The sequence below is a fragment of the Bacteroides sp. 51 genome, assembly GCF_010500965.1.
Taxonomy (GTDB): Bacteria; Bacteroidota; Bacteroidia; order Bacteroidales; family Bacteroidaceae; genus Bacteroides.
The window spans coordinates 216,295-239,712 of the sequence record NZ_QVMI01000009.1 but is presented as its reverse complement, the minus strand read 5'-3'; the positions used below and the strand labels follow the sequence as shown (position 1 = coordinate 239,712).

16 protein-coding genes are annotated in these 23,418 nt (G+C 44.1%); 11 read left to right on the top strand and 5 right to left on the bottom strand.

What is annotated here, in order from left to right; genetic code table 11:
- Window positions 1-54 precede the first annotated feature (54 nt).
- The 3 genes from D0T87_RS09225 to aroQ all read right to left on the bottom strand — a co-directional run bounded on the left by D0T87_RS09225 (window position 55) and on the right by aroQ (window position 2,712).
- Window positions 55-696 carry an O-methyltransferase gene (locus tag D0T87_RS09225; protein ID WP_163174840.1) on the bottom strand — a complete coding sequence of 214 codons (642 nt, stop codon included), beginning with the start codon at window positions 694-696 and terminating at the stop codon, window positions 55-57.
- Between the two features lie 102 nt (window positions 697-798).
- Window positions 799-2,253 carry a pyruvate kinase gene (pyk, locus tag D0T87_RS09220; protein ID WP_163174839.1) on the bottom strand — a complete coding sequence of 485 codons (1,455 nt, stop codon included), beginning with the start codon at window positions 2,251-2,253 and terminating at the stop codon, window positions 799-801.
- A gap of 39 nt (window positions 2,254-2,292) precedes the next feature.
- Window positions 2,293-2,712, bottom strand: a complete 420-nt coding sequence (gene aroQ, locus D0T87_RS09215; protein WP_163174897.1) for a type II 3-dehydroquinate dehydratase — start codon at window positions 2,710-2,712, stop codon at window positions 2,293-2,295.
- Between the two features lie 159 nt (window positions 2,713-2,871).
- On the opposite strand from aroQ, the gene xerD reads away from it, so the two are divergent.
- The 11 genes from xerD (at window position 2,872) to D0T87_RS09160 (ending at window position 21,780) form a co-directional block, all read left to right on the top strand.
- Window positions 2,872-3,813 carry a site-specific tyrosine recombinase XerD gene (gene xerD, locus D0T87_RS09210; protein WP_163174838.1) on the top strand — a complete coding sequence of 314 codons (942 nt, stop codon included), beginning with the start codon at window positions 2,872-2,874 and terminating at the stop codon, window positions 3,811-3,813.
- Between the two features lie 203 nt (window positions 3,814-4,016).
- The gene (locus tag D0T87_RS09205) at window positions 4,017-5,708 is read left to right on the top strand and encodes a tetratricopeptide repeat protein (protein ID WP_163174837.1); all 1,692 of its coding nucleotides are present in this window, start codon (window positions 4,017-4,019) and stop codon (window positions 5,706-5,708) included.
- 291 nt (window positions 5,709-5,999) lie between these two features.
- Entirely contained in the window at window positions 6,000-7,619 is a 1,620-nt protein-coding gene (locus D0T87_RS09200) for a tetratricopeptide repeat protein (RefSeq protein WP_163174836.1), read from the top strand.
- Window positions 7,620-7,824: 205 nt separating this feature from the next.
- The gene (locus tag D0T87_RS09195) at window positions 7,825-10,950 is read left to right on the top strand and encodes a TonB-dependent receptor (RefSeq protein ID WP_163174835.1); all 3,126 of its coding nucleotides are present in this window, start codon (window positions 7,825-7,827) and stop codon (window positions 10,948-10,950) included.
- A gap of 19 nt (window positions 10,951-10,969) precedes the next feature.
- Window positions 10,970-12,478, top strand: coding sequence for a RagB/SusD family nutrient uptake outer membrane protein (locus D0T87_RS09190; RefSeq protein ID WP_163174834.1), 1,509 nt, complete (start codon window positions 10,970-10,972; stop codon window positions 12,476-12,478).
- 163 nt (window positions 12,479-12,641) lie between these two features.
- On the top strand, window positions 12,642-12,926 hold the full coding sequence (locus tag D0T87_RS09185; protein ID WP_163174833.1) for a LysO family transporter: 285 nt from the start codon (window positions 12,642-12,644) through the stop codon (window positions 12,924-12,926).
- Window positions 12,923-13,525, top strand: coding sequence for a lysine exporter LysO family protein (locus tag D0T87_RS09180; protein WP_163174832.1), 603 nt, complete (start codon window positions 12,923-12,925; stop codon window positions 13,523-13,525). Before D0T87_RS09185 ends, D0T87_RS09180 begins: the two co-directional genes overlap by 4 nt.
- A 148-nt stretch (window positions 13,526-13,673) precedes the next feature.
- The gene (locus D0T87_RS09175; protein ID WP_370526831.1) at window positions 13,674-16,685 is read left to right on the top strand and encodes a glycoside hydrolase family 2 TIM barrel-domain containing protein; all 3,012 of its coding nucleotides are present in this window, start codon (window positions 13,674-13,676) and stop codon (window positions 16,683-16,685) included.
- A gap of 86 nt (window positions 16,686-16,771) precedes the next feature.
- Entirely contained in the window at window positions 16,772-18,688 is a 1,917-nt protein-coding gene (locus tag D0T87_RS09170) for a trehalase family glycosidase (RefSeq protein ID WP_163174896.1), read from the top strand.
- Window positions 18,689-19,087: 399 nt separating this feature from the next.
- Window positions 19,088-20,182, top strand: a complete 1,095-nt coding sequence (locus D0T87_RS09165) for a TlpA disulfide reductase family protein (protein ID WP_163174830.1) — start codon at window positions 19,088-19,090, stop codon at window positions 20,180-20,182.
- Between the two features lie 59 nt (window positions 20,183-20,241).
- Entirely contained in the window at window positions 20,242-21,780 is a 1,539-nt protein-coding gene (locus D0T87_RS09160; protein ID WP_163174829.1) for a YifB family Mg chelatase-like AAA ATPase, read from the top strand.
- Window positions 21,781-21,814: 34 nt separating this feature from the next.
- Here D0T87_RS09160 and D0T87_RS09155 read toward each other — a convergent pair whose 3' ends face one another.
- Window positions 21,815-22,891: a TIGR04133 family radical SAM/SPASM protein gene (locus D0T87_RS09155; RefSeq protein ID WP_163174828.1), complete on the bottom strand. Its 1,077-nt coding sequence runs from the start codon at window positions 22,889-22,891 to the stop codon at window positions 21,815-21,817.
- A gap of 1 nt (window position 22,892) precedes the next feature.
- Entirely contained in the window at window positions 22,893-23,303 is a 411-nt protein-coding gene (locus D0T87_RS09150; RefSeq protein ID WP_163174827.1) for a radical SAM-associated putative lipoprotein, read from the bottom strand.
- Window positions 23,304-23,418 lie beyond the last annotated feature (115 nt).

The window sequence follows — 23,418 nt, the reverse complement described above, 5'->3', positions numbered from 1 at the left end:
TTTAGTAGCTAGAAGTAAGAAGTTAGAAGCTAGGTTTTATACACGACCTGGCTTCTAACTTCTTACTTCTAGCTTCTTTTTTATAATTGTCAGTCCATCACGTAAAGGAAGAATAACTTTCTCCGTCCGTTTGTCCTGTATTACATAATCATTAAATGCTTTTATACCGATGGTTTGCCTGTCGGTAATATGGGGTTCTTCCAACACATGGCCATCCCACAATGTATTATCGGCTATGATAAACCCTCCGGGAGAAAGATGTTCGAGCACCATGTCATAGTACTCAATATATTTTCGTTTATCTCCATCTACAAAAGCCAAATCAAAGGTTATCCCCAACCCGGGAACAACCTCCAACGCATCGCCAATATAAAACTTTATCTTATCGGCATACGGTGAATTCTCTAACCAGGGACGGGTAAAATCTTCCTGCTCATCGTTTATCTCAAACGTATGGAGCATACCGCCGTCCTGTAAGCCTTCTGCCAAACATAAGGCAGAATATCCGCTATATGTCCCGATCTCAAGTATTTGCTTGGGACGTATCATCTCAACGAACATTTTCAGCAACCGCCCCTGTAAGTGGCCAGAAGCCATACGAGGACGCAATAACTTCACATGCGTATCCCGATAGAGCGACTTCAGATAATCGCTCTCGGGATCAATGTGTTGCAATATGTATTCGTCTATAGACATTTGAGTCTTTAAGTTCTTTAGTTTTTAAGTTTTTAAGACCAGAGGATACTTTTGAATTCTTAAACTTATAGACTTAAAAACTCAAAATCTTAAAAGCTTAAACTATCGCTGGCTGAAGCTGGGAAGATAATAATCTTCGGCGTTGGCCAATACGGTATTTACTTTATTGATTTCCAGGAAAGTAGTACCTCCACCTTCTCCGAAACTACCGCTTAAATAAGCGTACATATCATCTGGTTTTACACGCTTGCTTTCCAGCAACATTTGCAATGCTGAGAAGAAATAAGTACGTGCATTGTCTTTCTCTTCCAGGAAGATGGGGAGTACACCATAAGAAAGAGCCATCAAACGCATGGTCTTTTCTTTATAACAGATGGCCAGTACCGGATATTTACCACGGAAAGCAGCAACATAACGCGCTGTTCGTCCGGTATAACTATCAGTAATAATGGCACGAATATGCATTTTGGATGTAGCTTTTACAGCTTGTTTAGCCAGAAAAGCGGTTACATCTATAGTATCCGAACTTAATGGAATACGGATATCATTTTCTTCCAGCTTATCTTTCTCTGCCTGTTCAGCAATCTGAGCCATTGTACGTAAAGCCTCTACCGGATATTTCCCATAAGCCGTTTCGCCACTCAGCATCAAAGCATCGGTACGGTAATAAATTGCATTGGCAATATCAGTAACCTCCGCACGGGTAGGACGGGGATTATGGATCATGGTGTGAAGCATCTGGGTGGCTACAATCACCGGACGTTTAGCCAGAATACATTTCTTAATCAACTTACGTTGAATACCCGGTATCTTTTGTTGCGGAATCTCGATTCCAAGGTCGCCGCGGGCAATCATAATACCATAAGTTGCTTCCAGAATTTCGTCGATATTATCAACACCTTCCTGGTTTTCTATTTTTGAGATGATCTGTATCTCGCTATTATGTTCATCCAGGATTTCCTGAATATCCAGTACATCTTGTTTTGTTCTTACAAAAGAGTGAGCGATAAAATCGATATCTTTTTCGATAGCGTACAGGATGTTTGTTTTATCTCTTTCTGTAAGCGAAGGCAGATTGATGCGCATTCCGGGAACATTCACACTCTTACGGCTTCCGAGAGTAGCATCGTTTAAAACCTCACAAAGCAGGTAACCATCTTCGCGGCCTACTACTTTAAGATCAAGTTCACCATCGTCGATAAGTACATCACCTCCGATTCTTACATCTTCAACAAATTCTTTATAGGAAACAGCGATGCAATCACGGGTTGTTTCCCGGTTCGGATCGCCGATTATTTTCACCTTTTCGCCCGTGCAGAAAGGAATGGGTTCAGCACAAACGGTAGTACGCACTTCAGGGCCTTTGGTGTCCATCAGAATGGCAATATTGTTCGATACTGCCCGTACATTATTAATAATCTTATCAAAGCCCTCTCTATCCAGGTGGGCAGAGTTCATACGGACTACATTCATTCCAGCTTCATAAAGCTGCTGTAAAAACTCTACGTCACAACGTTTATCAGAAATAGTAGCAACAATCTTAGTATGCTTCTTCATAAATACTAATTACCTTAAATATATAATAACCTAAAAAAACTATCTCTTTATCAATGCCTCAACCGCCAGGCGATAAGAGTCGAGTCCAAAACCACAGATCACCCCCACACATGCAGCAGCAATCATGGAAGTATGGCGGAATTCCTCTCTCTTATGAACATTGGAAATATGTACCTCAACCACAGGCGAAGTAACCGAACGAATAGCATCTTGCAGGGCAATCGAAGTATGAGTATATGCACCTGCATTCAAAACAATCCCATCCACATCAAATCCCACTTCCTGAATCTTGTTTATTAGCTCACCTTCAACATTCGATTGGTAGTAATCAATCTCAGTTTCCGGATATTTGCTACGAAGATCAATCAAGTAATCCTCAAATGTAACGTTACCATAAATAGTGGGTTCACGCTTACCCAATAGGTTAATGTTTGGCCCGTTAATAATTTGTATCCTTATCATACTATCGGATTGTTTTTAATATCTTTCCCATAAGATAGGATGCGCCTCAACATAGCTCAAGCAAGCTTGGCTTTGTATTTGGTTTTCACTACCTTTGCCCAAAGAACAGTATTTCAAGGTGCAAAGGTAGAAAAAAAGAATGAAAACAAATGAAATATGATTAATAAGGATGAAACGGGCAAGATAATTAAACAGTATCAGCGATACCTTAAATTCGAAAAATCATTATCGCCCAATACATTGGATGCCTACCTGACCGACCTGGACAAACTCATGTCGTTTCTTACCCTGGAAGGAATTGCGATAAAAGACATCACGTTAGACAACTTACAACAATTTGTAGCCGGATTGCACGATATCGGCATTCATGCCCGTTCGCAGGCACGCATCATCTCGGGCATAAAGTCTTTTTTTAATTTCCTGATTCTTACCGACTATCTGGAAGCCGACCCTTCGGAATTGCTCGAAGGCCCTAAGATCGGTTTCAAACTTCCGGAGATACTTACCATAGAAGAGATTGATGCCATAATCTCAGCCATCGACCTGAGTAAGAACGAGGGGCAAAGAAATAAAGCTATTCTGGAAACATTATACAGTTGCGGCCTGCGCGTCTCAGAATTAACCAATCTAAAGTTGTCTGAACTATATCTGGATGAGGGCTTTATTAAAGTTGAGGGAAAAGGAAGTAAACAGCGGCTGGTTCCCATCTCTCCTAAAGCCATAAATGAGATTAAATTGTATATATTAGACAGAAATCAGGTAACTGCAAAAAAAGACTTTGAAGACTATCTTTTTTTAAGTAGAAGAGGCACAAACCTGTCGCGCATTATGATCTTTCATATGATAAAAGAATTGGCAACAACGGCAGGCATAAAAAAGAATATCAGTCCGCATACCTTCAGACACTCTTTCGCCACGCACCTGCTTGAGGGCGGAGCCAACTTGCGGGCCATTCAAAGCATGTTGGGACATGAGACAATCGCAACTACGGAGATTTATACACATATAGACCGGAATATGTTGCGCTCTGAAATCATAGAACACCACCCCCGGAATATAAAATACAGAAGAAACAATGCGCCTGAGAATGAACAATAATAGGTACTATTTTGTTCTCAATCAGGAAATAAATACTCACTTAGTATGATTTTTTATAAAATTATGATATTTTTGGCCTATGAGTTAACATTTTATCCAATAAATCGGTATCTTTGCCTACGTTCGCAAGGACTAGCTTATGGTTAAACGATAAAAAAATAATAATAAATCAATTACAAACGTTTAATTTATACCTTAGAAAAATGATTAAGAAACTGTATTTACCACTTCTGTTAACAGTGGTTGTTGCCCTATCATCATGTAGTGGCAAAATGGGTGAATTATCATCGGATTATTTTACTACTAATCCTCAAGTTCTTGAAGCAGTAGGTGGAAAAGTTCCTGTTACTATTCACGGAAAATTCCCTGAAAAGTATTTCAAGAAAAAAGCGGTAGTAGAAGTTACTCCGGTTTTGAAATGGAACGGCGGCGAAGCTAGAAGCCAGTCTACTACATTCCAAGGTGAAAAAGTAGAAGGCAACAATCAGGCTATCAACTACAAAGTAGGTGGTAACTATTCTATGAAAGCTAATTTTGACTATGTACCAGCGATGGCTAAGTCAGAACTTTATCTTGAATTCAACGCAAAGATCGGCGACAAAGTTATTACTATTCCTCCTGTGAAGGTTGCTGATGGTGTGATCGCTACTTCTGCATTGCTTGAAAACACATTGAACAATGCCAACACCGGTTTAGGTGCTGACGCTTTCCAACGTATCATCAAAGAAGCTAAACAAGCTAACATCATGTTCCTTATCCAACAAGCTAACCTACGTGCAAGCGAGTTGAACAAAGGTGATATGAAAACTTTCAAACAAGACATCTCTGATGTTTACGCTGCTGAAAACAAGAAAATCACTAACCTTGAGGTTTCAGCTTATGCATCTCCTGACGGTGGTGTTAAATTGAACACTGGTCTGGCTGAAAATCGTGAAGATAACACTGCTAAGTATTTGAGCAAAGAATTGAAGAAAGCGAAAGTTGACCTTACTTTGGATGCTAAATACACTGCACAAGACTGGGACGGTTTCCAGGAATTGGTTAGCAAATCAAACATCCAGGATAAAGAACTGATCCTTCGCGTTCTTTCAATGTACAAAGATCCGGAACAAAGAGAAAACGAAATCAAAAACATTTCTTCTGTATACAAAACGCTTGCTGACGAAATCCTTCCTCAGTTGAGACGTTCACGTTTGACATTGAACTACGAAATCATTGGTAAATCTGACGAAGAAATTGCTCAATTAGCTGCTTCTAACCCAAGCGCATTGAACGTAGAAGAACTTCTTTACGCTGCAACGCTTACTAACGATGCTGCTAAACAAGAAGATATCTATACTAAAGCTACAAAACAATTCCCAAGCGATTACCGTGGTTTCAACAACTTAGGTATGTTGGCTTACGAAGCTGGTGATTTCGCGAAAGCAGAATCATTCTTCAACAAAGCAAACAGCATTAAGAGCGCTCCTGAAGTTAACATGAACTTAGGTCTTATCGCTCTTAAGAAGGGTGATGTAGCTGGTGCTGAATCATACTTCGGAAAAGCTTCCGGTACTCCTGAACTGAACGAATCATTGGGTAACCTTTACATCGCTCAAGGTCAATATGACAGAGCTGTAAACGCTTTCGGTTCTACAAAAACTAACAGTGCTGCTTTAGCTCAGATCCTTGCTAAGGATTACAACAAAGCTAAAACTACTTTAGACGGAATCCAAAAAGCTGATGCTTACACAGATTACCTGAAAGCAGTATTGGGTGCAAGAACTAACAATTCTTCAATGGTTACAAGCAACCTGAAGAACGCTATCGCAAAAGATTCTTCATTAGCAAAACATGCTGCTACTGATCTTGAATTTGCAAAATATACTTCTGAAATCTCAGGTTTACTGAGATAATTTATAGTTTGTTTTTTTTTGGAAAGAGCCCGGTTCATTCGTAACCGGGCTCTTTTTATTCCTCCTATTTTCTTGTTAAACACGCCAACTTTCTACGTTAACGCCAGTATATGCCGTGCTATACACCGCTACTCATGGTGTTAAGCCCCGGAGTTGACGTGTTAACGTAGCCAGTCAACATGTTTAACGAGTTGACATTTCTTTTGCTTTTGTAACAACTTGCGTGCTTTTTTTTGAGAGAAACGACTATATTTGTATTCGAACCTCACTATTCAAGACGATACAATTACTATGAAAAACACCAGGGACTTTATCTTCCTGTTCCTTGTTATCTGTTCAACGGCTGTTTCAACGGCAAATAACAAAATCGACTCTCTGATAAACAGGGCGCAAACCGTTGCATATACCAACCCTAAACAGTCGGCTTATTTCTCCCAAAAGGCAATAGAGTTGATCTCACCCGAGTGTCCTAATCCGCAGAAAGCACGGGCATTATTAGTCAATGGCGTTGCCTATAAGTATCTGGGCGACTTCGATATCAGTATAAAAACATTATATGACGCACGGGATTGCTGCCCGGAAACGGAACATGCACTATATACGGATATACTCATGCAAATATCCAACCTATATTGCCGGTTAAGGGATTACACCAAAGCATTCGAGATAAACGATAAAGCCACCTCACTTAGCAAAATCTACCAGGATTCTACGCGCCTGGCAGCCAGTTATAATAACCGCGGAATCATTCATTACAGTTTAAACGAATTCAAAACAGCCGAGCAGCTTTTCCGTAATTCGCTCCAGATTAATCGCCGGATCGGAGATGTCAAGGCAGTAGCTGCAAACCTGAATAATATGTGTCTTTATGAAGGAGACATCAACGAAAAACTAAACCTCATACAGGAGGCAATCATCATCAACAAAAACATGAATGCCACCTGGGCATTGGCAGAGAATTATAACAATATGGGTAAACAGTATTACTTTGCCAAACAATACCCCAAAGCACTCGAAGCATTGGCCAAAGCCAGGGAAGCTGCGGATGAATCTGCCGCTAAAGAACTCATCTGCGATAATTACGAGTATTCCTCCTGGGTATATTCTGCCATGAGGCAATATGACAAAGCGTATGAATGCCTGCTACAGCTATACAATATGAGTATTGAACTTCAGAATGATCAAAAGCTGCGAAGCGTAGAACAGGAATTATCAGAAAAAAGAGTGCAGAATTTACAGAAAGAGACTGCACTCAAAGAACAAGCCTACGAAATAGAAATATTAAAACGGAATACGTTTATATTGGTTGCCGTTCTGGCGCTTCTTGTCCTTGTTGCCATATTCCTTCCGCGTTGGATTAAACGTCGCAAAGACCTACAGTTAGTAGAAACTCGTTATCAGTTGGAACAATCTGAGCGCGAAGTGGCAGAGCTTAAAGTAAAACAACACGAACAAGCCCTCCTTCATGTAGAAAGTGAACTTGAAGTAACCCGGCAGGAAGTGACCAGTTTTGCCATGTTCTTGCGTAGCCGTAATGAGTTGTTAGATAAAATACGGGAGCAAATCAAAGAAGGTTATAAAATGGATGCAACCAATATACAGCCTCATTTAAAGAAAGTCAATGCCTTTATCAGCCAACACCAGGTAGGCAATGAAGATACAAACGCCATGCTCATGAACATTGAGCAAAAGAATGCGGATTTCCTGAAACGCTTATTGACCAAACACCCCAACCTGACTCAGGGAGAAAGATATCTGGCAACGCTACTCCGCGTAAACCTGTCGACCAAAGAAATATCACTTCTAACAGGAGCCATACCCAAAACCATCAACATGAACCGGTACAGACTACGGAAATCGCTGGAATTACAAACAGATGAGGATATAACAACATATCTTCAGAGCATCTAGGCTAAACCAACGTTTTGTAGATCGTCTAGTCAAAACAAACAACTAGATATCAATACTTTACATTTTTCGTTGTAGATCAAAAAGTACCATATTTTCCCCCTTTTGTAGACCGGAAGTAGATTATTTTCTTTCGGCCTTCTCCATTTTTTAGGTTTACTTAGCTACATATTCGAAAGCGAGTATTAACCTTCTAATATTTAATCACATGAATCACAAACAGTATCTAAGAGGTGCAGCAATACCTTTTATATTGTTACTTATCCTCTTATCTCCATTCAGTGCTTTTGCACAGAGTATTCAACTCAAAGGAACTGTGGCCGATACCGCAGGAGAACCCATCATTGGAGCAAGTGTTGTAGAAAAAGGCACCACCAATGGACTTATCACAGATTATGATGGCAATTTCACACTAACCGTTAGCCCACAAGCTACCATCGTTATTTCTTATGTGGGATATAAAACAGCAGAAGTTGCAGTAAACAACCGTACAACCATCAAAGTTGCACTTACAGAAGACAGTCAGATGCTCGAAGAAACCGTAGTTATCGGTTACGGTACCATGAAAAAGAGCGACATGACGGGAGCTATTTCATCCGTAGACGTTGATGAACTGAGCAAGCGCAGCACCACCAATCCCGCCGAAGCCTTGCAAGGACGTATCGCAGGAGTAAACGTTCAAAGAGCCGGGGGTAACGCCGGAGCAGGCGTTCAGGTAAAGATTCGCGGGGTAAAAACCTTTGGCGATAATGAACCGCTTTATATCATCGACGGATTTCCAGGCGATATCGATAATGTAAATCCGCAAGACATTGCCAGTATGGAAGTGCTGAAGGACGGTGCAGCAGCAGCCATCTACGGATCGGTGGCAGCAAACGGAGTAATCATCATCACCACAAAGAACGGTAAGAAGGGCGAAACGAAAGTTGACTTCAGCAGTTACCTGAGCTACACCAAAGTAGCAGAAAAGCTAGACATGCTTAACGCTGCCGAGTACAAGCAAGTACACAGACAGATGTATGAAAACTATAACAAGTACGCCAGTAACCCCAGAACACTCCCTGCTTACATCACCAAAGACACCGGTATAGACACCGATTGGCAAGATGCCATGATGCGTAGCGGACTGGCGCAAAGCTACATGGCCAGCGTACGTGGCGGATCGGAGAATGCCCAGTACTCCATCTCGTACAACCATGCAGACGAAAGAGGAATCTTCCTGGGAAATGACTTTCGCCAAGACAATGCACGGGCTAAGATACGCATGAGCAAGCACATCTTCGATGTCGATGCCAACCTATCTTTCAGATTCACAGACAGCAAGCAGCCGGAATACCAAATCAAAGAAATGTATATGATTTCTCCATTGGTACCCATCTATGACGATAACAATGAGTATGGCTTCGGACTGACCAATTTCAACGGCATACCCAACAACCGGAACGTGATGGCCGATCAACACTACGAAAAAACAACCAATAAAAGGTATATGACGACCGGTAACATAGCGCTGACGATGAACTTCACCAGTTGGTTGAGTTTCAAAACAAGCTACAACTATCAGGGGCAGCACAGACGCCAAACGTATCATACGCCTAAATACGTGGCAGACACCCGCTCGAAGAGAGATTACCCCTATCATGAAGAAACAACATCTTATTGGGAAGAGCAGGTATTCGACAACGTTCTGAATTTCAACAAGCAATTCGGCAAGCACAGCGTAAACGCTATGGCGGGTACCTCCACTTCTTCACGCAAATACACCTGGAACTCCGTAGGAGTAGAAGGAAAGACCATTGTGTATGAAGTGAGAGATGGTAAATTAGCATCAAGCAATGTCCCCGGAGGATTCCTTCTTAACGAATATTTCTCAACCGTTGGAGCCGGAATCGGCGGTACATTTACCGGAGACGGCACAAACTGGAAGTACAACCGTGTTTCTTTCTTCGGACGTTTAAATTACAACTACGATAACCGCTACCTGCTGCAAGTCACTTTCCGTAGAGATGGTTCCTCTAAATTCCATAAAGATAATCGTTGGGGAGACTTCCCATCGGTGGCATTGGGATGGAGAATCAGCGAAGAAGCGTTCTTCCCGAAAGACATCGTTCTGAACAACCTGAGACTGCGTGCCAGCTGGGGACGCTTAGGAAACGAGGGCGCCTTGGGTTATTATGACTTCCAGTCATTGATAAGCTCGTACAACACCAAATACCAGGGATACGTTCAGGGAGATGGTCAGAACCCATGGCTTGGCAGTAGTGGCCGCGGACTGGAATACCGACCACTCAAATGGGAAACCACCGACACCAAGAATATCGGAATCGACTTTGGTTTCTACAATAATAAGCTGACCGGTACGTTTAACTACTACCACAACACCACGGAAGACCTCCTGATTACCAAAGCCATATCTCCATCGGCCGGTTTAACCGACCCGATCCTGAACGTAGGCGAAATGCGCAACACGGGTATTGAATTGGAAGTCAATTGGGCCGATCGCATCAATAAGTTCGACTATAACATTGGCTTCAACATGAGTACCACAAGCAACAAAGTAACCAAGTTGGCCAATTCGGGACAGGTGTTATACGGCGAAGGGTTGAAATACGGTGAAGAACATTTCCCTACTCAAACACGTGTAGGTAAACCAATCGGAGCTTTCTACCTCTATAAAACAAATGGCATCTTCCAAAACGATGCGGAAGTAGCCGCACATGTCAACAAAAACGGCGAGTTGCTTCAACCCAATGCCAAACCGGGAGATATCCGTTTTGTGGATGCCGACGGTAACGGCGCCATTGGCGATGAGGACAAAGTATATAGCGGATCGGCTATTCCTAAATTCGAGGCAAACCTCAATCTGGGAGCAGGATACAATGGTTTCGATCTATCCGTAGTTATCGGAAGCGCCTGGGGACATAAACTGTATAACGGAAACAAGTATTTCTACGAAGGAATGAATTCTGGTTCCAACTTCCTGCGCTCTACATTGAAAGCCTGGACACCGGAAAACACGAACACCAGCGTACCCCGTGCCGTGTTCCAGGACCCGAACGGCAACCTGAAAGAATCTGACCGGTTCTTGGAAAAAGGCGATTTCATCCGTCTGCGTCAAATACAGCTTGGGTATTCCTTGCCAAAATCCTTACTGGAAAAGATATATGTAGAAAGACTACGCTTCTATGTAAGTGGCGAGAATCTATTTACCTGGACCGATTATTCCGGTATCGACCCAGAGTTCTCACGCGATAACGTATTGAACGCCGGTATCGACAACCTGATCTATCCGTTTACCCGTTCATTTACCGTAGGTGTTCAGCTTACATTCTAACCCTTTAACACATACTAAGATGAAGAAAATTATATATATCCTATCTATTTGCATGGCAGGTTTCCTAACCTCATGCGATGATTTCCTGACTGTGGAATCGCCCGACCAATTACAAACTAAAGATTTCTGGCGCCATCAATCCGATGCAGAGCAAGGACTTTCCGCTGCATATTCTCAACTAGAACATTCTATCGACACCTGGCTGTTTGCCGAAGTAAAGTGGCCGGTAGAAGCATATCGCGAAGATATTGTGATTCTGGGCAATGATGCTTTTAACTACCCCAACTGGGTGGAGTTGAGCGACTTCTCGTACACCAACGGAAACTCGCAGACAAGCTTATACTGGCAGAGTAATTACAGAGGGATCAATTTTGCCAATCAGGTAATTGAGAGAGTCGCCGAGATTCCCGATGAGAACATTGATCCTACCATCCGTACGCAGATTGTGAGCGAAGCTCATTTCCTGCGTGCGTACTACCACATGAAACTCATCCTGAACTTCGAGCAAATCATTGTACGCGACGAGTATGTGGCCACTCAGGAGCAAACGCACAAAGCCCTGTCTTCGCGCGAAGAAGCATGGCAGTTTATTGTCGGCGAATTAGGTCTTGCCACAGCGCTGCCTCCCAGTCATTCCATAAATAATATTGGGCGTGCCACTTCGGGTGCAGCCTATGCATACCTTGGCTTTGCCTACCTGACCCGCGCTTATGAAGAGTCCGGCAAGAAAGATGCACATTTAAGCGAGGCGTTAAAAGCACTTGAAAAAGTGACAAACTATGAGTTGGTAGATAACTTCGCAAGCATGTTCGATGCCAGCAACAAAAATAGTAAAGAGTCTATATTCGAGCTCCAATTCTCTATGAACTCCGCCAGTGGCGCCAACTATTACACACAAGCGCACAGATGGATCGGCTCTAGCGAGCTTGCGGGATGGGACGAGATTCTCCCCAGCCAATTCCTGATGGACGAATACATGAAGGAGGGCGAAATTGCAACTACAGGTCGTTACGATTCGCGCCTATACAATACCATCTTCTACAGATGCGATTATTTCAATGATCCGGATGCCGGACGTGTTTATGGGTATACTTATGATGATTTGTTTGATGATCCCCGTCCAGCATTCCGCAAATTCCTGCCGGGCACATTAGATGGATTGCTTGAAAACTATTGCGCCGTTAATATTCCGTTAATGCGCTACGCCAATGTGTTGTTGATGAAAGCGGAAGTGCACAATGAAATGGGCAATACTTCGCTGGCCATTCCATTGATTAATGAGGTAAGAGATGTTCATGGTGATATGCCTGCCATGACAGGAAATACATACGAAGCTGTGAAAGCTCAGATTGAGCATGAACGCATCATTGAGTTCCCGTTGGAAAACTTCCGCTGGTATGACCTCCGCCGCTGGGGAAAACTTCCCGCAGCTATGCAGGCAGCCGGACGCACTGGGTTTAGCGTAGAAAAGCACGCTTTTTATCCGGTACCATTGAAGGAAATCAACTCGAACGACTTATTAAATTGAGAACCGAGAATTGAGAATTGAAAATCAGGCTGCACCGTATGTGGTACGGAGTGCCCATTAAAGTCAATTATCAACAATATAAACTATCTTTGCAAAAGATGAGGTTGGCACAGAGCTAATTTTCAATTCTCAATTCTCAGTTTTCAATTCTCAATTTAAGAACATGTTTATAATTATCGGAATCATGCTAACAGGTATGCTCACCGGCTACCTGTTACGCAATAAGAGACTACATTGGATACATAAAGTAATCACCGTACTGATATGGTTACTGCTCTTCCTGTTGGGCATTGACGTAGGGAGTAACGAAGCCATTATCAAAGGGTTGCACACCATCGGACTGGAAGCAGCTATCATTACGATAGGCGCCGTAGTGGGGAGCACGCTCTTTGCCTGGGGATTATGGTATTTTATTTACGAACGTCCTAAAAAAACGATCCGAAAATGAAAGGTAGCCTCATCATTATCTCTTTCTTCGTACTGGGTACGCTGTGTGGAGTATTCCACCTTATCCCGTACGATTTTTCCGATAGCAACCTGAGTTACTATGCCCTATGCGCATTAATGTTCTGTGTAGGGCTTAGTGTAGGGAATGACCCGAATACCTTGAAAAGTTTCAGGGCACTGAATCCGCGATTGATCTTTCTGCCTGTGATGACTATACTGGGCACGTTGGCCGGAACAGCGGTGATCAGTCTGTTTATGGAACATCGCACAGCTGCCGATTGTATGGCGGTGGGTTCCGGATTCGGGTATTATTCTTTGTCCAGCATATTCATTACCGAATATAAAGGAGCGGAATTAGGAACCATCGCTTTATTATCGAATATTATGCGTGAGATTATAGCACTGTTATGTGCTCCGTTATTGGTGAGATATTTCGGTAAGTTGGCTCCTATCTCGGTGGGTGGTGCCACGACAATGGATACTACATTGCCTATCATCACCCGCTATTCCGGTAAAGAGTTTGTGGTTGTTTCCATCTTCCACGGGTTTGTAGTTGATTTTAGTGTTCCGTTTTTGGTCACTTTATTTTGCTCAATATAACCGGCGGTTCGCAAACCGCCCTTACAAAATAGCCATGAGACATATATTTATATTAGTTTTTTTCTTTGCGCTGACAACGGTTAGTGCCGGGGAGCACAATAACGTTCCCTGGCAAAACCCACAAGTAAACGCAATAAACAGGGAGCCGATGGTTGCGCATTTCATTCCGTTTAAAACGGAAGCGGGTGCATTAGGCAGCATTGCCTTGCCGCCCCCTGCCTGTTTTGCCGTGAATGCGAAAACAGAAAGGCGCGTAACCCTGAACGGTACATGGAAGTTCTTCTTTTCCAAAAACCCGGAGAGTTGTCCCGAAGGCTTCTGGAAACCGGGATATAACACCTCGAAGTGGAAGAACATCCGGGTGCCCGGCAGTTGGGAATTGCAAGGGTTTGATGCTCCGATATATACGGACGTTAGCTACCCGTTTCCTCCGAATCCACCTTTTGTTCCCACGGATTATAACCCCGTAGGAGCCTATGCACGCGAATTCACCGTTCCTGCCGATTGGGACGGAATGGATATCTTCCTCGACTTTGAAGGCGTAGAATCTGCATTCTATTGCTGGGTAAACGGAGAACTTGCCGGATACAGCGAAGACAGTCGCCTGCCTGCACATTTCAACATTACCCCTTTACTTAAAAAAGGAAAGAATAAGCTGGCACTCAAAGTATTCCGGTACAGCGACGGTTCTTATCTGGAAGACCAGGACTATTGGAAATACAGTGGCATCGAACGCAGCGTTTATCTTTACGCACGCACCAAAAGCCGTGTAAAAGATTTCAAGCTGACAGCCGGACTTACGAATGAATATAAAGATGGTGACTTCAGTCTTGAAGTCAGCCTGCATCAGCCACAGAGCGGTCAGACGGTGGAGATTAAGGTAATAGACGAACATCAGAACACCCTGTTTGCCGAAAAGAAAGTACTGAAGGGAGCGGTAGATTCACTATTAGCCGTCAGTCATATCTTCCATAAGGTTAACTCCTGGAACGCCGAAACACCTCATCTTTATACGTTGGTAGTGAATACTTTCGATAAAGACGGAAAGGCACTGGAATCCTTTGCCCATCGTTTCGGCTTCCGCTCTGTAGAGATGCGCAATGGCATGCAGTTCGTGAATAATGTTCCGATTCTGTTTAAAGGCGTCAATCGCCACGAGCACGATCCGCATCATGGCCGAACCATCAGCGTTGAAAGCATGATACAAGACATCCAACTGATGAAGCAATTCAACATCAATGCCGTACGCAACAGCCATTATCCTAACAATCCGGAGTGGTACACGCTTTGCGATATATATGGAATCTATCTGATAGACGAAGCCAATATCGAAAGTCATGGTATGGACCATCATAAGGACAGGACACTGGCTAATTATCCGGAATGGGAACGTCCTTTTATGGAGCGCATGGAACGCATGGTGATGCGCGACCGTAACTTTACGTCTATCGTTACCTGGTCTATGGGAAATGAATCCGGTTATGGAAAGCATTTCGAAACCCTGTACCACTGGACAAAAGCATTCGATCCTACCCGCCCTACGCAGTACGAAGGTTCGCGCAAAGAGGGTGTTTCGGATATTTATTGCCCCATGTATGGTCGCATCTGGTTGCTTCGCGAGCATGTGAACCAACGCCAACCCCGTCCGCTGATTCTTTGCGAATACGCGCATGCTATGGGTAACAGCGTAGGTAATCTGCAAGATTATTGGGACTTGATTTATAAATACGATCAGCTTCAAGGCGGCTTCATCTGGGACTGGGTAGACCAAACCATTGAGATTAAAGACCCGGAAGGAAGCAATATCTGGGCATACGGAGGCGACATGGGATTTGTAGGTATTCCCAACGATTCCAACTTCTGCGCCAACGGGCTTGTAGCTGCCGACCGTTCACTGCACCCGCACATCTGGGAGGTGAAAAAGGTTTACCAGTATATCCATTTCGAACCCGTATCCTTTACACCCAACAAGATCAAAGTAACCAATCGTTTCGACTTCATCGGGTTGGATGATTTCTACCTACGCTGGGTAGTGGAGCACGATGGTAAAACCGTTGATTCGGGACGTATGGATTTCCCTAAGATTGCGCCACACGCATCACAGGAAATCGCTATTCCGATGAAAGCGATTCCACAAGACGGAAAAGAATACTTCTTAAAGATAGAAGCCCTGATCCGGAAGGACGCGCCATTGGTTGCCAAAGATCATATTTCCGCCATGGAGCAATGGTTGCTGCCCGTAAGTGCAAGCGAGGCGCTTGCCCCAAGTCACACCTCCTCAGTAACACTTCAGCAAGACGGCACACAAGCCATACTATCCGGAACTGGCTTCCAGGTGGCGTTCTCCATACAAACCGGAGAGATGACCAGCCTCATTTATCACAATAAAGAGATGATAAAAGAAGGATTGAAGCCTAACTTCTGGCGTGGTTTGACGGACAATGATGTAGCTAACCGCACCTCCAGCCGTTGTGCAACGTGGCGTTATGCCGGAAAGAGGAAATCGTTGACTACTTTTGATATTACTCCCGGTATTGACGGACATTCCATTCTTCTATCCGCTTCTTATGATATGAAAGAACAGGGTTCCAAACTCGGTATTCATTATCGCGTTTTTGGTAACGGAGAGATTAGTGTGAGAATGCACTTCACCCCTGGCAGCCAGTCTCTTCCGGAGATTCCACGTTTTGGTATGCGCATGATACTCCCTGCCGAATATGAACACATGACGTGGCTGGGACGTGGTCCGCACGAGAATTATGCCGACCGCAAGAGTTCCGCCGCCATCGGTCGATACGAGGCTACCGTTTGGGAGCAATATCACCCGTATGTCCGTCCGCAGGAAACCGGGAATAAGTGCGATGTACGCTGGCTGGCACTCACCGATACATCCGGCGAAGGTATCCTGATCACCGGAGAAAAGCCGCTGAGTGCAAGCGCCTGGAACTTCCCGATGGAGGATATTGAATACATTCCTTTTGATATCGAAAGGAAGCACGGAGGAAGCATCAAGAAGAAAGATATGGTCTGGGTGAATATCGACCATGCGCAAATGGGAGTAGGCGGTGATAATACTTGGGGCGCACAAGTGCATCCCGAATATACAATCACACCAGAGGCTATTTCTTATGCTTTCACACTGAAACCATACAGTCATTAACCTGTAGAGGCGGTTCGGGAACCGCCCGCCAATACATTAACCATTATCAGGGCGGTTCCCGAACCGCCCCTACAGCCAACAATATGATGAATAAAAAACAAATAGGTATAAGTATATATATCTGCTTTCTGTTCACCATCCTTACCGGATGCCACGACAACAGCAAGCAAACCCAATCGTTGAGGTACAAATATGGAGATATCCTTGATATCTCCTATACCCCCGCCAAAGATACCCGTTGCGGGGGATGGTTCTGCGACCAGGGCTCATGGATGGGATTCACCATTCCGGAGAAAGAAAATTGGGTGAATGGCTTTTGCGGCCCAACCAATCTTGACAATCGCCATTGGATGGCTCGTTCGGCCGTAAAAGTCGGTTTCAACACAGCCAGAGCGGAGGTTTTCCACCCCGATTCTATCAATTATTTCCCGGGAGAGATTTATCTCTCTGCCCGTTCGGATAACGGAGGGATTACGCAGCACCTTCAGTTTATCGACAGTTCTACCGCTTTACTTCGTGTCGAAACAGATACGAACCACGAATTGCGGCTGACGGGCGATGGCTGGGCGGAAGAAATAACGTTCAAACTCGACCAGAATACGGTTATTGCCCATCATCCTGGTGGAGAAATTGTTTGTATCAGCTTCGCACCAGATGCCAAAGTACATTGTGATTCGCAAAACTACGAGGCCGTATGCAGTGGCGATAAGGAATTTTATGTAGCTATCTCCTTCTTTAATAATAATAAAGAGAAGAGTGCCAAGCTACAAAAAGCGGCAGCCATACTTAATGAGCCGGCGGCATACCTGAGAGCAAACAACGAACGTTGGGATGGCTACCTTAAGACCATGCTTCGCGAAGATATGTCTCACGAATATAACCGCATTGCTGTAAAATCTATTGTTACCCTGATTTCCAACTGGAAAACGCAAAAGGGGGCATTGCTGCACGAAGGCGGAGTTCCCAGTCATGCTGCATGGTATTTTATGGGCTTTTGGGCGTGGGATTCCTGGAAATATGCCGTAGGCGTAGCGCCTTTTGCCCCTGAGTTGGCAAAGAACCAGATACGTGCCATGTTCGATTATCAATTGGCAGATGGCATGGTAATTGATTGTATCTACTCCAACCCAGAAGAAAACAACGCTCGCGATAGTAAGCCTCCATTGGCTGCATGGGCGGTAGATGCTGTTTTCACCCATACGCAGGACACGGCGTTTCTACGCGAAATATATCCGCAGCTCCTCTCCTATCATCGTTGGTGGTACGCCAAGCGCGATCATAATGGTAATGGAATCTGTGAATTTGGTTCTACCGATGGCACCACCGAAGCCGCGGCATGGGAAAGTGGTATGGATAATGCTATCCGCTTTGACAATGCCCGGATGGTGAAGAACGCTGATGATGCCTGGAGCTTCGATCAGGAAAGCATAGACCTCAACGCGTTCCTGGCGCTGGAATATCAGTTGCTAAAGAAGTTCGCAGGCATCATCAATCAGCCTTTTGATGAACCTGACCACACAGCAGATGTAGCCAATTATTTCTTTGATGAGGAAACCGGTTTCTTCTTCGACCGCCGACTCAGCGACGGTAGTTTCATCCGCGAAGAAGGAAGTGAAGCATACATCCCCTTCTGGACGGGTATAGCCACGCCGGAACAAATGAAACGCGCTATCGTACTGTTCACCGATACGGCCAAATTCTCTACCTACATTCCCTTTCCCACCGTGGCAGCGGATAATCCGAAGTTCATGCCCAAAGGCTATTGGAGGGGTCCGATATGGTTGGACCAGACTTACTTTGCCATCAAAGGTCTGCGCAACTACGGCTATAATGAACTGGCCGACAGGTATACCCGGGAGGTATTCGACCACCTGGATGGGTTGATCGGCAACAAGCCCATACACGAGAATTACGGCACGCATACAGGAGAGCGCCTGAAAGCCCCGCACTTTAGTTGGAGCGCCGCGCATTTGCTGATGCTTTACGAAGAGTATTCCAGATAATCGATTGTCTGGTTATTTCAACAAGAAATACTGATTTTATTGATAAAACATACACCCCTCTTCAGATAGCCTGTAGAGCTATCTGAAGAGATGATGCATCAAAAATATTTTTTTGATTCGACGATTTTTTTTTTTTGATGCATCAAAGATTTATTTTCTATTCGACAGGAATTTTGGGGTTATGCATTCGGCTACTTCTACCCCTACGTGGTTGACCATTATTTTTACCGTCAGAAAGTAATAATCGCCATTTTCTACTCCACGCATTGACTCTCATAACTATTCTTTCTATTATACCGCAAAATATAAAACACAGAACATACGACTTATCATAGAAAAATAAGTTAATATACTCACAGTTAGCCGCAAAATGTGTACTTTCGCAGAAAAGAATCCGAGATGAAACAGAACCTCATACTACTTATAATTTTATCCGCTTGCTTTGCCGGCTGTAAGAATGAAACAAGACTGGCCGAAATCAAAGGCGAAATCAAAGGATTGGCTAGCGATACCATATACCTATATGGAGACGATGAATACACCGGCTTCATAGAACCCATTGTTGTTACAAACAATAAATTCTCCTATTCCAGGGATATAGATACAACCATCGTCCAAACCAGGTTATTCATTAATGACGAGAATCAATACCCGATTTATCTGGAAAGAGGGAAAACCATTCAAATAAAGGGTGATACAGCAACGCTTCAACGACTTGAAGTCAAAGGAACTGTTACAAACGAGGCATTAACGGCTTTCAACAAAACCCTTCCACCCCCCGCTGCCATAGCAGATACATTGACTCTGCGGTTGGTTGGGGAGTACATCCACCAGAATCAGAAATCACTAATCAACCTATACCTGTTGGATAAGTATTTCGTACAAACATCCTCTCCCGATCTTCCCAAAATCAAAGAATTAATAAAGATCATGGATGGTGCGCTACAAGACACACCCTACGCCGAACAACTGATTGCGTGGATCGAAGAAAGCGAAAAAACAGAAGTCGAAAAAATAGTTCCATCCTTCACACTTCCCAATGCAGAGGGAAAGAAAATATCCCGTTCCGAGTTCAGAGATCAATACCTACTCATTACATTCTGGGCTACATGGTCCGACTCTTGCCGTGCTCACAACGACCAACTAAAGAAGATTTATAAAACCTATCCGCCCAAAACCCAGAAAGAAAAAGACAAAGAGAAGGCAAAGGAGAAGAAGGATAGAACCTATAAAGCGCCTCCCGAACTAGCCATCCTGGGTATTTCTCTGGATATGGATAAAACGGCATGGAAAGAAACCATCAAACAAGATACCCTGAAATGGGAACAACTCAACGATCTCTCCGGTTGGGGCTCAACAGTGGTCAAACAGTATGCCATTGATCAAATTCCCTACAACATACTGACCGACAACAGAGGAAGAATCATTGCCCGGGGAATCAAAGGAAAGGAACTGGAGGCTAAACTGGATAGTTTATTAAAACCTAAGAAATAATCCCCTTAAACTTACGGTTTCTTAAACCACAATAATACGCAAACACACCAAACGACATTATGCTGATAAAAGTATTTGGGGCAGCAGTACAAGGTATTGATGCTACCACTATTACAATCGAAGTAAACAGTTCCCGTGGCTGTATGTTTTATCTTGTTGGCCTGCCGGACTCGGCAGTAAAAGAGAGCCATCGCCGCATTATCTCGGCGTTACAGGTCAACGATTATAAAATGCCCACCAGCAACATCACCATCAATATGGCCCCTGCCGACATCCGCAAAGAAGGTGCAGCATACGATCTTCCCCTTGCCATCGGCATGTTGACCGCCAACGAAAAGGTTGTTGCAGATAAACTATCGCGCTACCTGATTATGGGTGAACTGAGCCTCGACGGAGCCATCCAACCCGTAAAAGGAGTACTTTCCATTGCCATCCGTGCCAAAGAAGAAGGTTTCGAAGGAATTATCATTCCACAACAAAACGCCAGGGAAGCCGCCGTTGTAGAGGGGATTAAAGTTCTGGGAGCAAGCCATATAAAAGAAGTCGTCGGCTTCCTCAATGGACAAAGCCAGCTACAGGAAACGCTCGTTAATACACAGGAAGAGTTTTACGCGCAACAGAACATCTTTGATTTCGACTTTTCCGAGGTCAAAGGACAGGAGAATGTAAAGAGAGCGCTCGAAGTAGCTGCAGCGGGTGGGCACAATTTGATTATGATCGGTGCGCCAGGTAGTGGTAAATCTATGATGGCCAAAAGACTACCTTCTATTTTACCTCCTTTATCCCTGGGCGAAAGTCTTGAAACAACCAAAATCCATTCGGTTGCAGGAAAATTGAACCGGAACTCATCGCTCATTTCCAAACGCCCGTTCCGTGATCCACATCACACCATTTCGCCGGTAGCATTGGTTGGCGGAGGCAATTACCCGCAGCCGGGAGAGATCAGCCTTGCCCATAATGGCGTACTCTTTCTGGATGAATTGGCAGAGTTCAACAGGAATGTACTCGAAGTGCTCAGGCAACCGCTGGAAGACCGTAACATTACCATTTCCCGGGTGAAATGGACGGTGGATTATCCGGCTAGCTTTATGCTCGTAGCCTCAACCAACCCCTGCCCGTGTGGTTATTATAACCACCCGACAAGAGATTGTGTATGCAATCCAGGGCAGGTGCAGAAGTATTTAAACAAGATTTCCGGTCCATTACTGGACCGGATTGATATACAGGTGGAAATTGTGCCTGTACCGTTTGAAAAGATTTCGGATGCACGACCGGCGGAACCAAGCATAGCCATCCGCGAACGGGTCATAGCCGCAAGAGCCATACAGGAAAAACGTTTCAGTCAACACCCCGGCATTTATTGCAATGCGCAAATGAGTGGCAAACTCCTGAGTAAATATGCCCAACCGGATGAACGCGGTTTAAACCTTCTCCGCAATGCCATGAACCGGCTAAACCTATCCGCCCGCGCTTACGACCGAATCCTGAAAGTAGCACGGACCATTGCCGATCTCGAAAGCAGCGAACAGATACTGTCAACACACATCGGCGAGGCCATAAGCTATCGCAACCTCGACCGCGACACCTGGGCCGGCTAGCCCCGAAGAAAAAGAACCATTAAAGGGATTAAAGTTATATTGAAAGAATACGCTTTTGATGGCAAATTAGTAGATTACCTTCACCATCACGCAAATGCATACCATTGCCTTCGCAGTAACGGAAGAGTTTACATTCGCCGCAATCGTCTTTCTTCATCCAATCGCGATTGCGGTAAACCTGAAAGCGATTGTTCCAGATGTCCATAAAATCATCCTGGTAGATATTACCCTGATGGTAATCGCTACGGACACTAAGACAGGCTGAGATTGAACCATCGGACAGGATAGACGCTACATTAATTCCGGCAATACAAGAGTAGAAATGTTCCCTGACTTCACCTTCGTATTTCCCTAGAAATCCTTCGCAGGCATACTGCAAGTCTATGCTTTTCTCCTTTCGGGTGTCTTTTATGAATTCCATCAATCCGGTAAACTCCTCGTTGGTAAGCTGAAACTCCGGATGCTGAGCCGCGCGCCCTATCGGAAAAATGGTGAAGACTCTCCAATTACGAACACCAATCTTATACAAATACTTCTTCATTTCCGGTAAGGAATGATAGTTCCTCCTATTTACACAGGTTACTACGTCCCATTCCAACTCCGGTTCATGAACCAACATCTTAATGGCCTCCGAAGCACGAAGATAACTATTGGAATGCCCCCGCAACCAATTATGGTCTTCTTCGAAACCATCCAGACTGATGGTTATCGCATGGAGTCCGGCAGCCATCAACTTGTCAAGTCGCTCACGGGTTAAAAGCAGACCATTAGACACAATACCCCACGGATAGCCGCGGCGGTAAAGTTCCAGTCCGACCTTTTCCAAATCGTTCCGAACCAAAGGTTCTCCGCCTGTAATTATGATACTAAGATTATGAGGATTAACGTGTGGGGTTATGGAATCAATAACCCGCAGAAAGTCTTCCGCGGGCATATCTTTGCAATGTGGTATTGATTTGCAGTCACTACCACAATGCTTACAATTTATGTTACATTTCAACGTGCATTCCCAAAACAATTGCCGAAGGACATGCAGTTCTTTATTATTCTCCCGCATCTTACGTGCTACCTCCAACGCCAGACGCTTACGAAGAGATAAATTATCAGGCATTCTATTTCTTCTCTTTTAAGCTGATTGTGAACTCATATTTCAAATCCTCGGCTTTAGAAATATCTGTTTGCACACTGTCTTTCTCATATATGACATTTTCCGTATCACGGATATCTGTACATACGATGTTCACCTTGTTGTAATACGTTTTCACTTCGAATACACCGTCTGAATCCGTCAATCCGGATTCTATTGTATGATTGGCTTCGTCATTCGTTTTAATGTCAACCCTTATTCCTTTTATCGGTTCGTTCTTCTGGTCAAGCACATTCGCTTTAACCGAAAACTTAGCAGGAGGCATGCCATACATGTCTTTCCGTTCTTCGTCGCATGAAGCAAAGCCCAATAAGAGCAACATGAAAGACAAAAGCTTATTAAAAGAAAGCAACCAGTATCTTTTTATTTTCCCCATCGTTCTTCTGTTTCATTAAAGTTTAGTTAAGCCTTTTTATAGAAACGCAGTTTTAATTAAAATACTGCACCATCTTTAGACTTTTTTAAAAACAAAACAAAAAGAACATTAATTC

What these genes read in the sequence shown, in the direction of transcription:
- D0T87_RS09165 (WP_163174830.1), top strand. Translation starts at nt 19,088, where the DNA reads ATGAAACAGAACCTCATACTACTTATAATTTTATCCGCTTGCTTTGCC.
- D0T87_RS09180 (WP_163174832.1), top strand. Translation starts at nt 12,923, where the DNA reads ATGAAAGGTAGCCTCATCATTATCTCTTTCTTCGTACTGGGTACGCTG.
- D0T87_RS09190 (WP_163174834.1), top strand. Translation starts at nt 10,970, where the DNA reads ATGAAGAAAATTATATATATCCTATCTATTTGCATGGCAGGTTTCCTA.
- D0T87_RS09160 (WP_163174829.1), top strand. Translation starts at nt 20,242, where the DNA reads ATGCTGATAAAAGTATTTGGGGCAGCAGTACAAGGTATTGATGCTACC.
- D0T87_RS09225 (WP_163174840.1), bottom strand. Translation starts at nt 696, where the DNA reads ATGTCTATAGACGAATACATATTGCAACACATTGATCCCGAGAGCGAT.
- D0T87_RS09155 (WP_163174828.1), bottom strand. Translation starts at nt 22,891, where the DNA reads ATGCCTGATAATTTATCTCTTCGTAAGCGTCTGGCGTTGGAGGTAGCA.
- D0T87_RS09150 (WP_163174827.1), bottom strand. Translation starts at nt 23,303, where the DNA reads ATGGGGAAAATAAAAAGATACTGGTTGCTTTCTTTTAATAAGCTTTTG.
- D0T87_RS09175 (WP_370526831.1), top strand. Translation starts at nt 13,674, where the DNA reads ATGGTTGCGCATTTCATTCCGTTTAAAACGGAAGCGGGTGCATTAGGC.
- D0T87_RS09195 (WP_163174835.1), top strand. Translation starts at nt 7,825, where the DNA reads ATGAATCACAAACAGTATCTAAGAGGTGCAGCAATACCTTTTATATTG.
- D0T87_RS09205 (WP_163174837.1), top strand. Translation starts at nt 4,017, where the DNA reads ATGATTAAGAAACTGTATTTACCACTTCTGTTAACAGTGGTTGTTGCC.
- D0T87_RS09200 (WP_163174836.1), top strand. Translation starts at nt 6,000, where the DNA reads ATGAAAAACACCAGGGACTTTATCTTCCTGTTCCTTGTTATCTGTTCA.
- xerD (WP_163174838.1), top strand. Translation starts at nt 2,872, where the DNA reads ATGATTAATAAGGATGAAACGGGCAAGATAATTAAACAGTATCAGCGA.
- pyk (WP_163174839.1), bottom strand. Translation starts at nt 2,253, where the DNA reads ATGAAGAAGCATACTAAGATTGTTGCTACTATTTCTGATAAACGTTGT.
- D0T87_RS09185 (WP_163174833.1), top strand. Translation starts at nt 12,642, where the DNA reads ATGTTTATAATTATCGGAATCATGCTAACAGGTATGCTCACCGGCTAC.
- D0T87_RS09170 (WP_163174896.1), top strand. Translation starts at nt 16,772, where the DNA reads ATGAATAAAAAACAAATAGGTATAAGTATATATATCTGCTTTCTGTTC.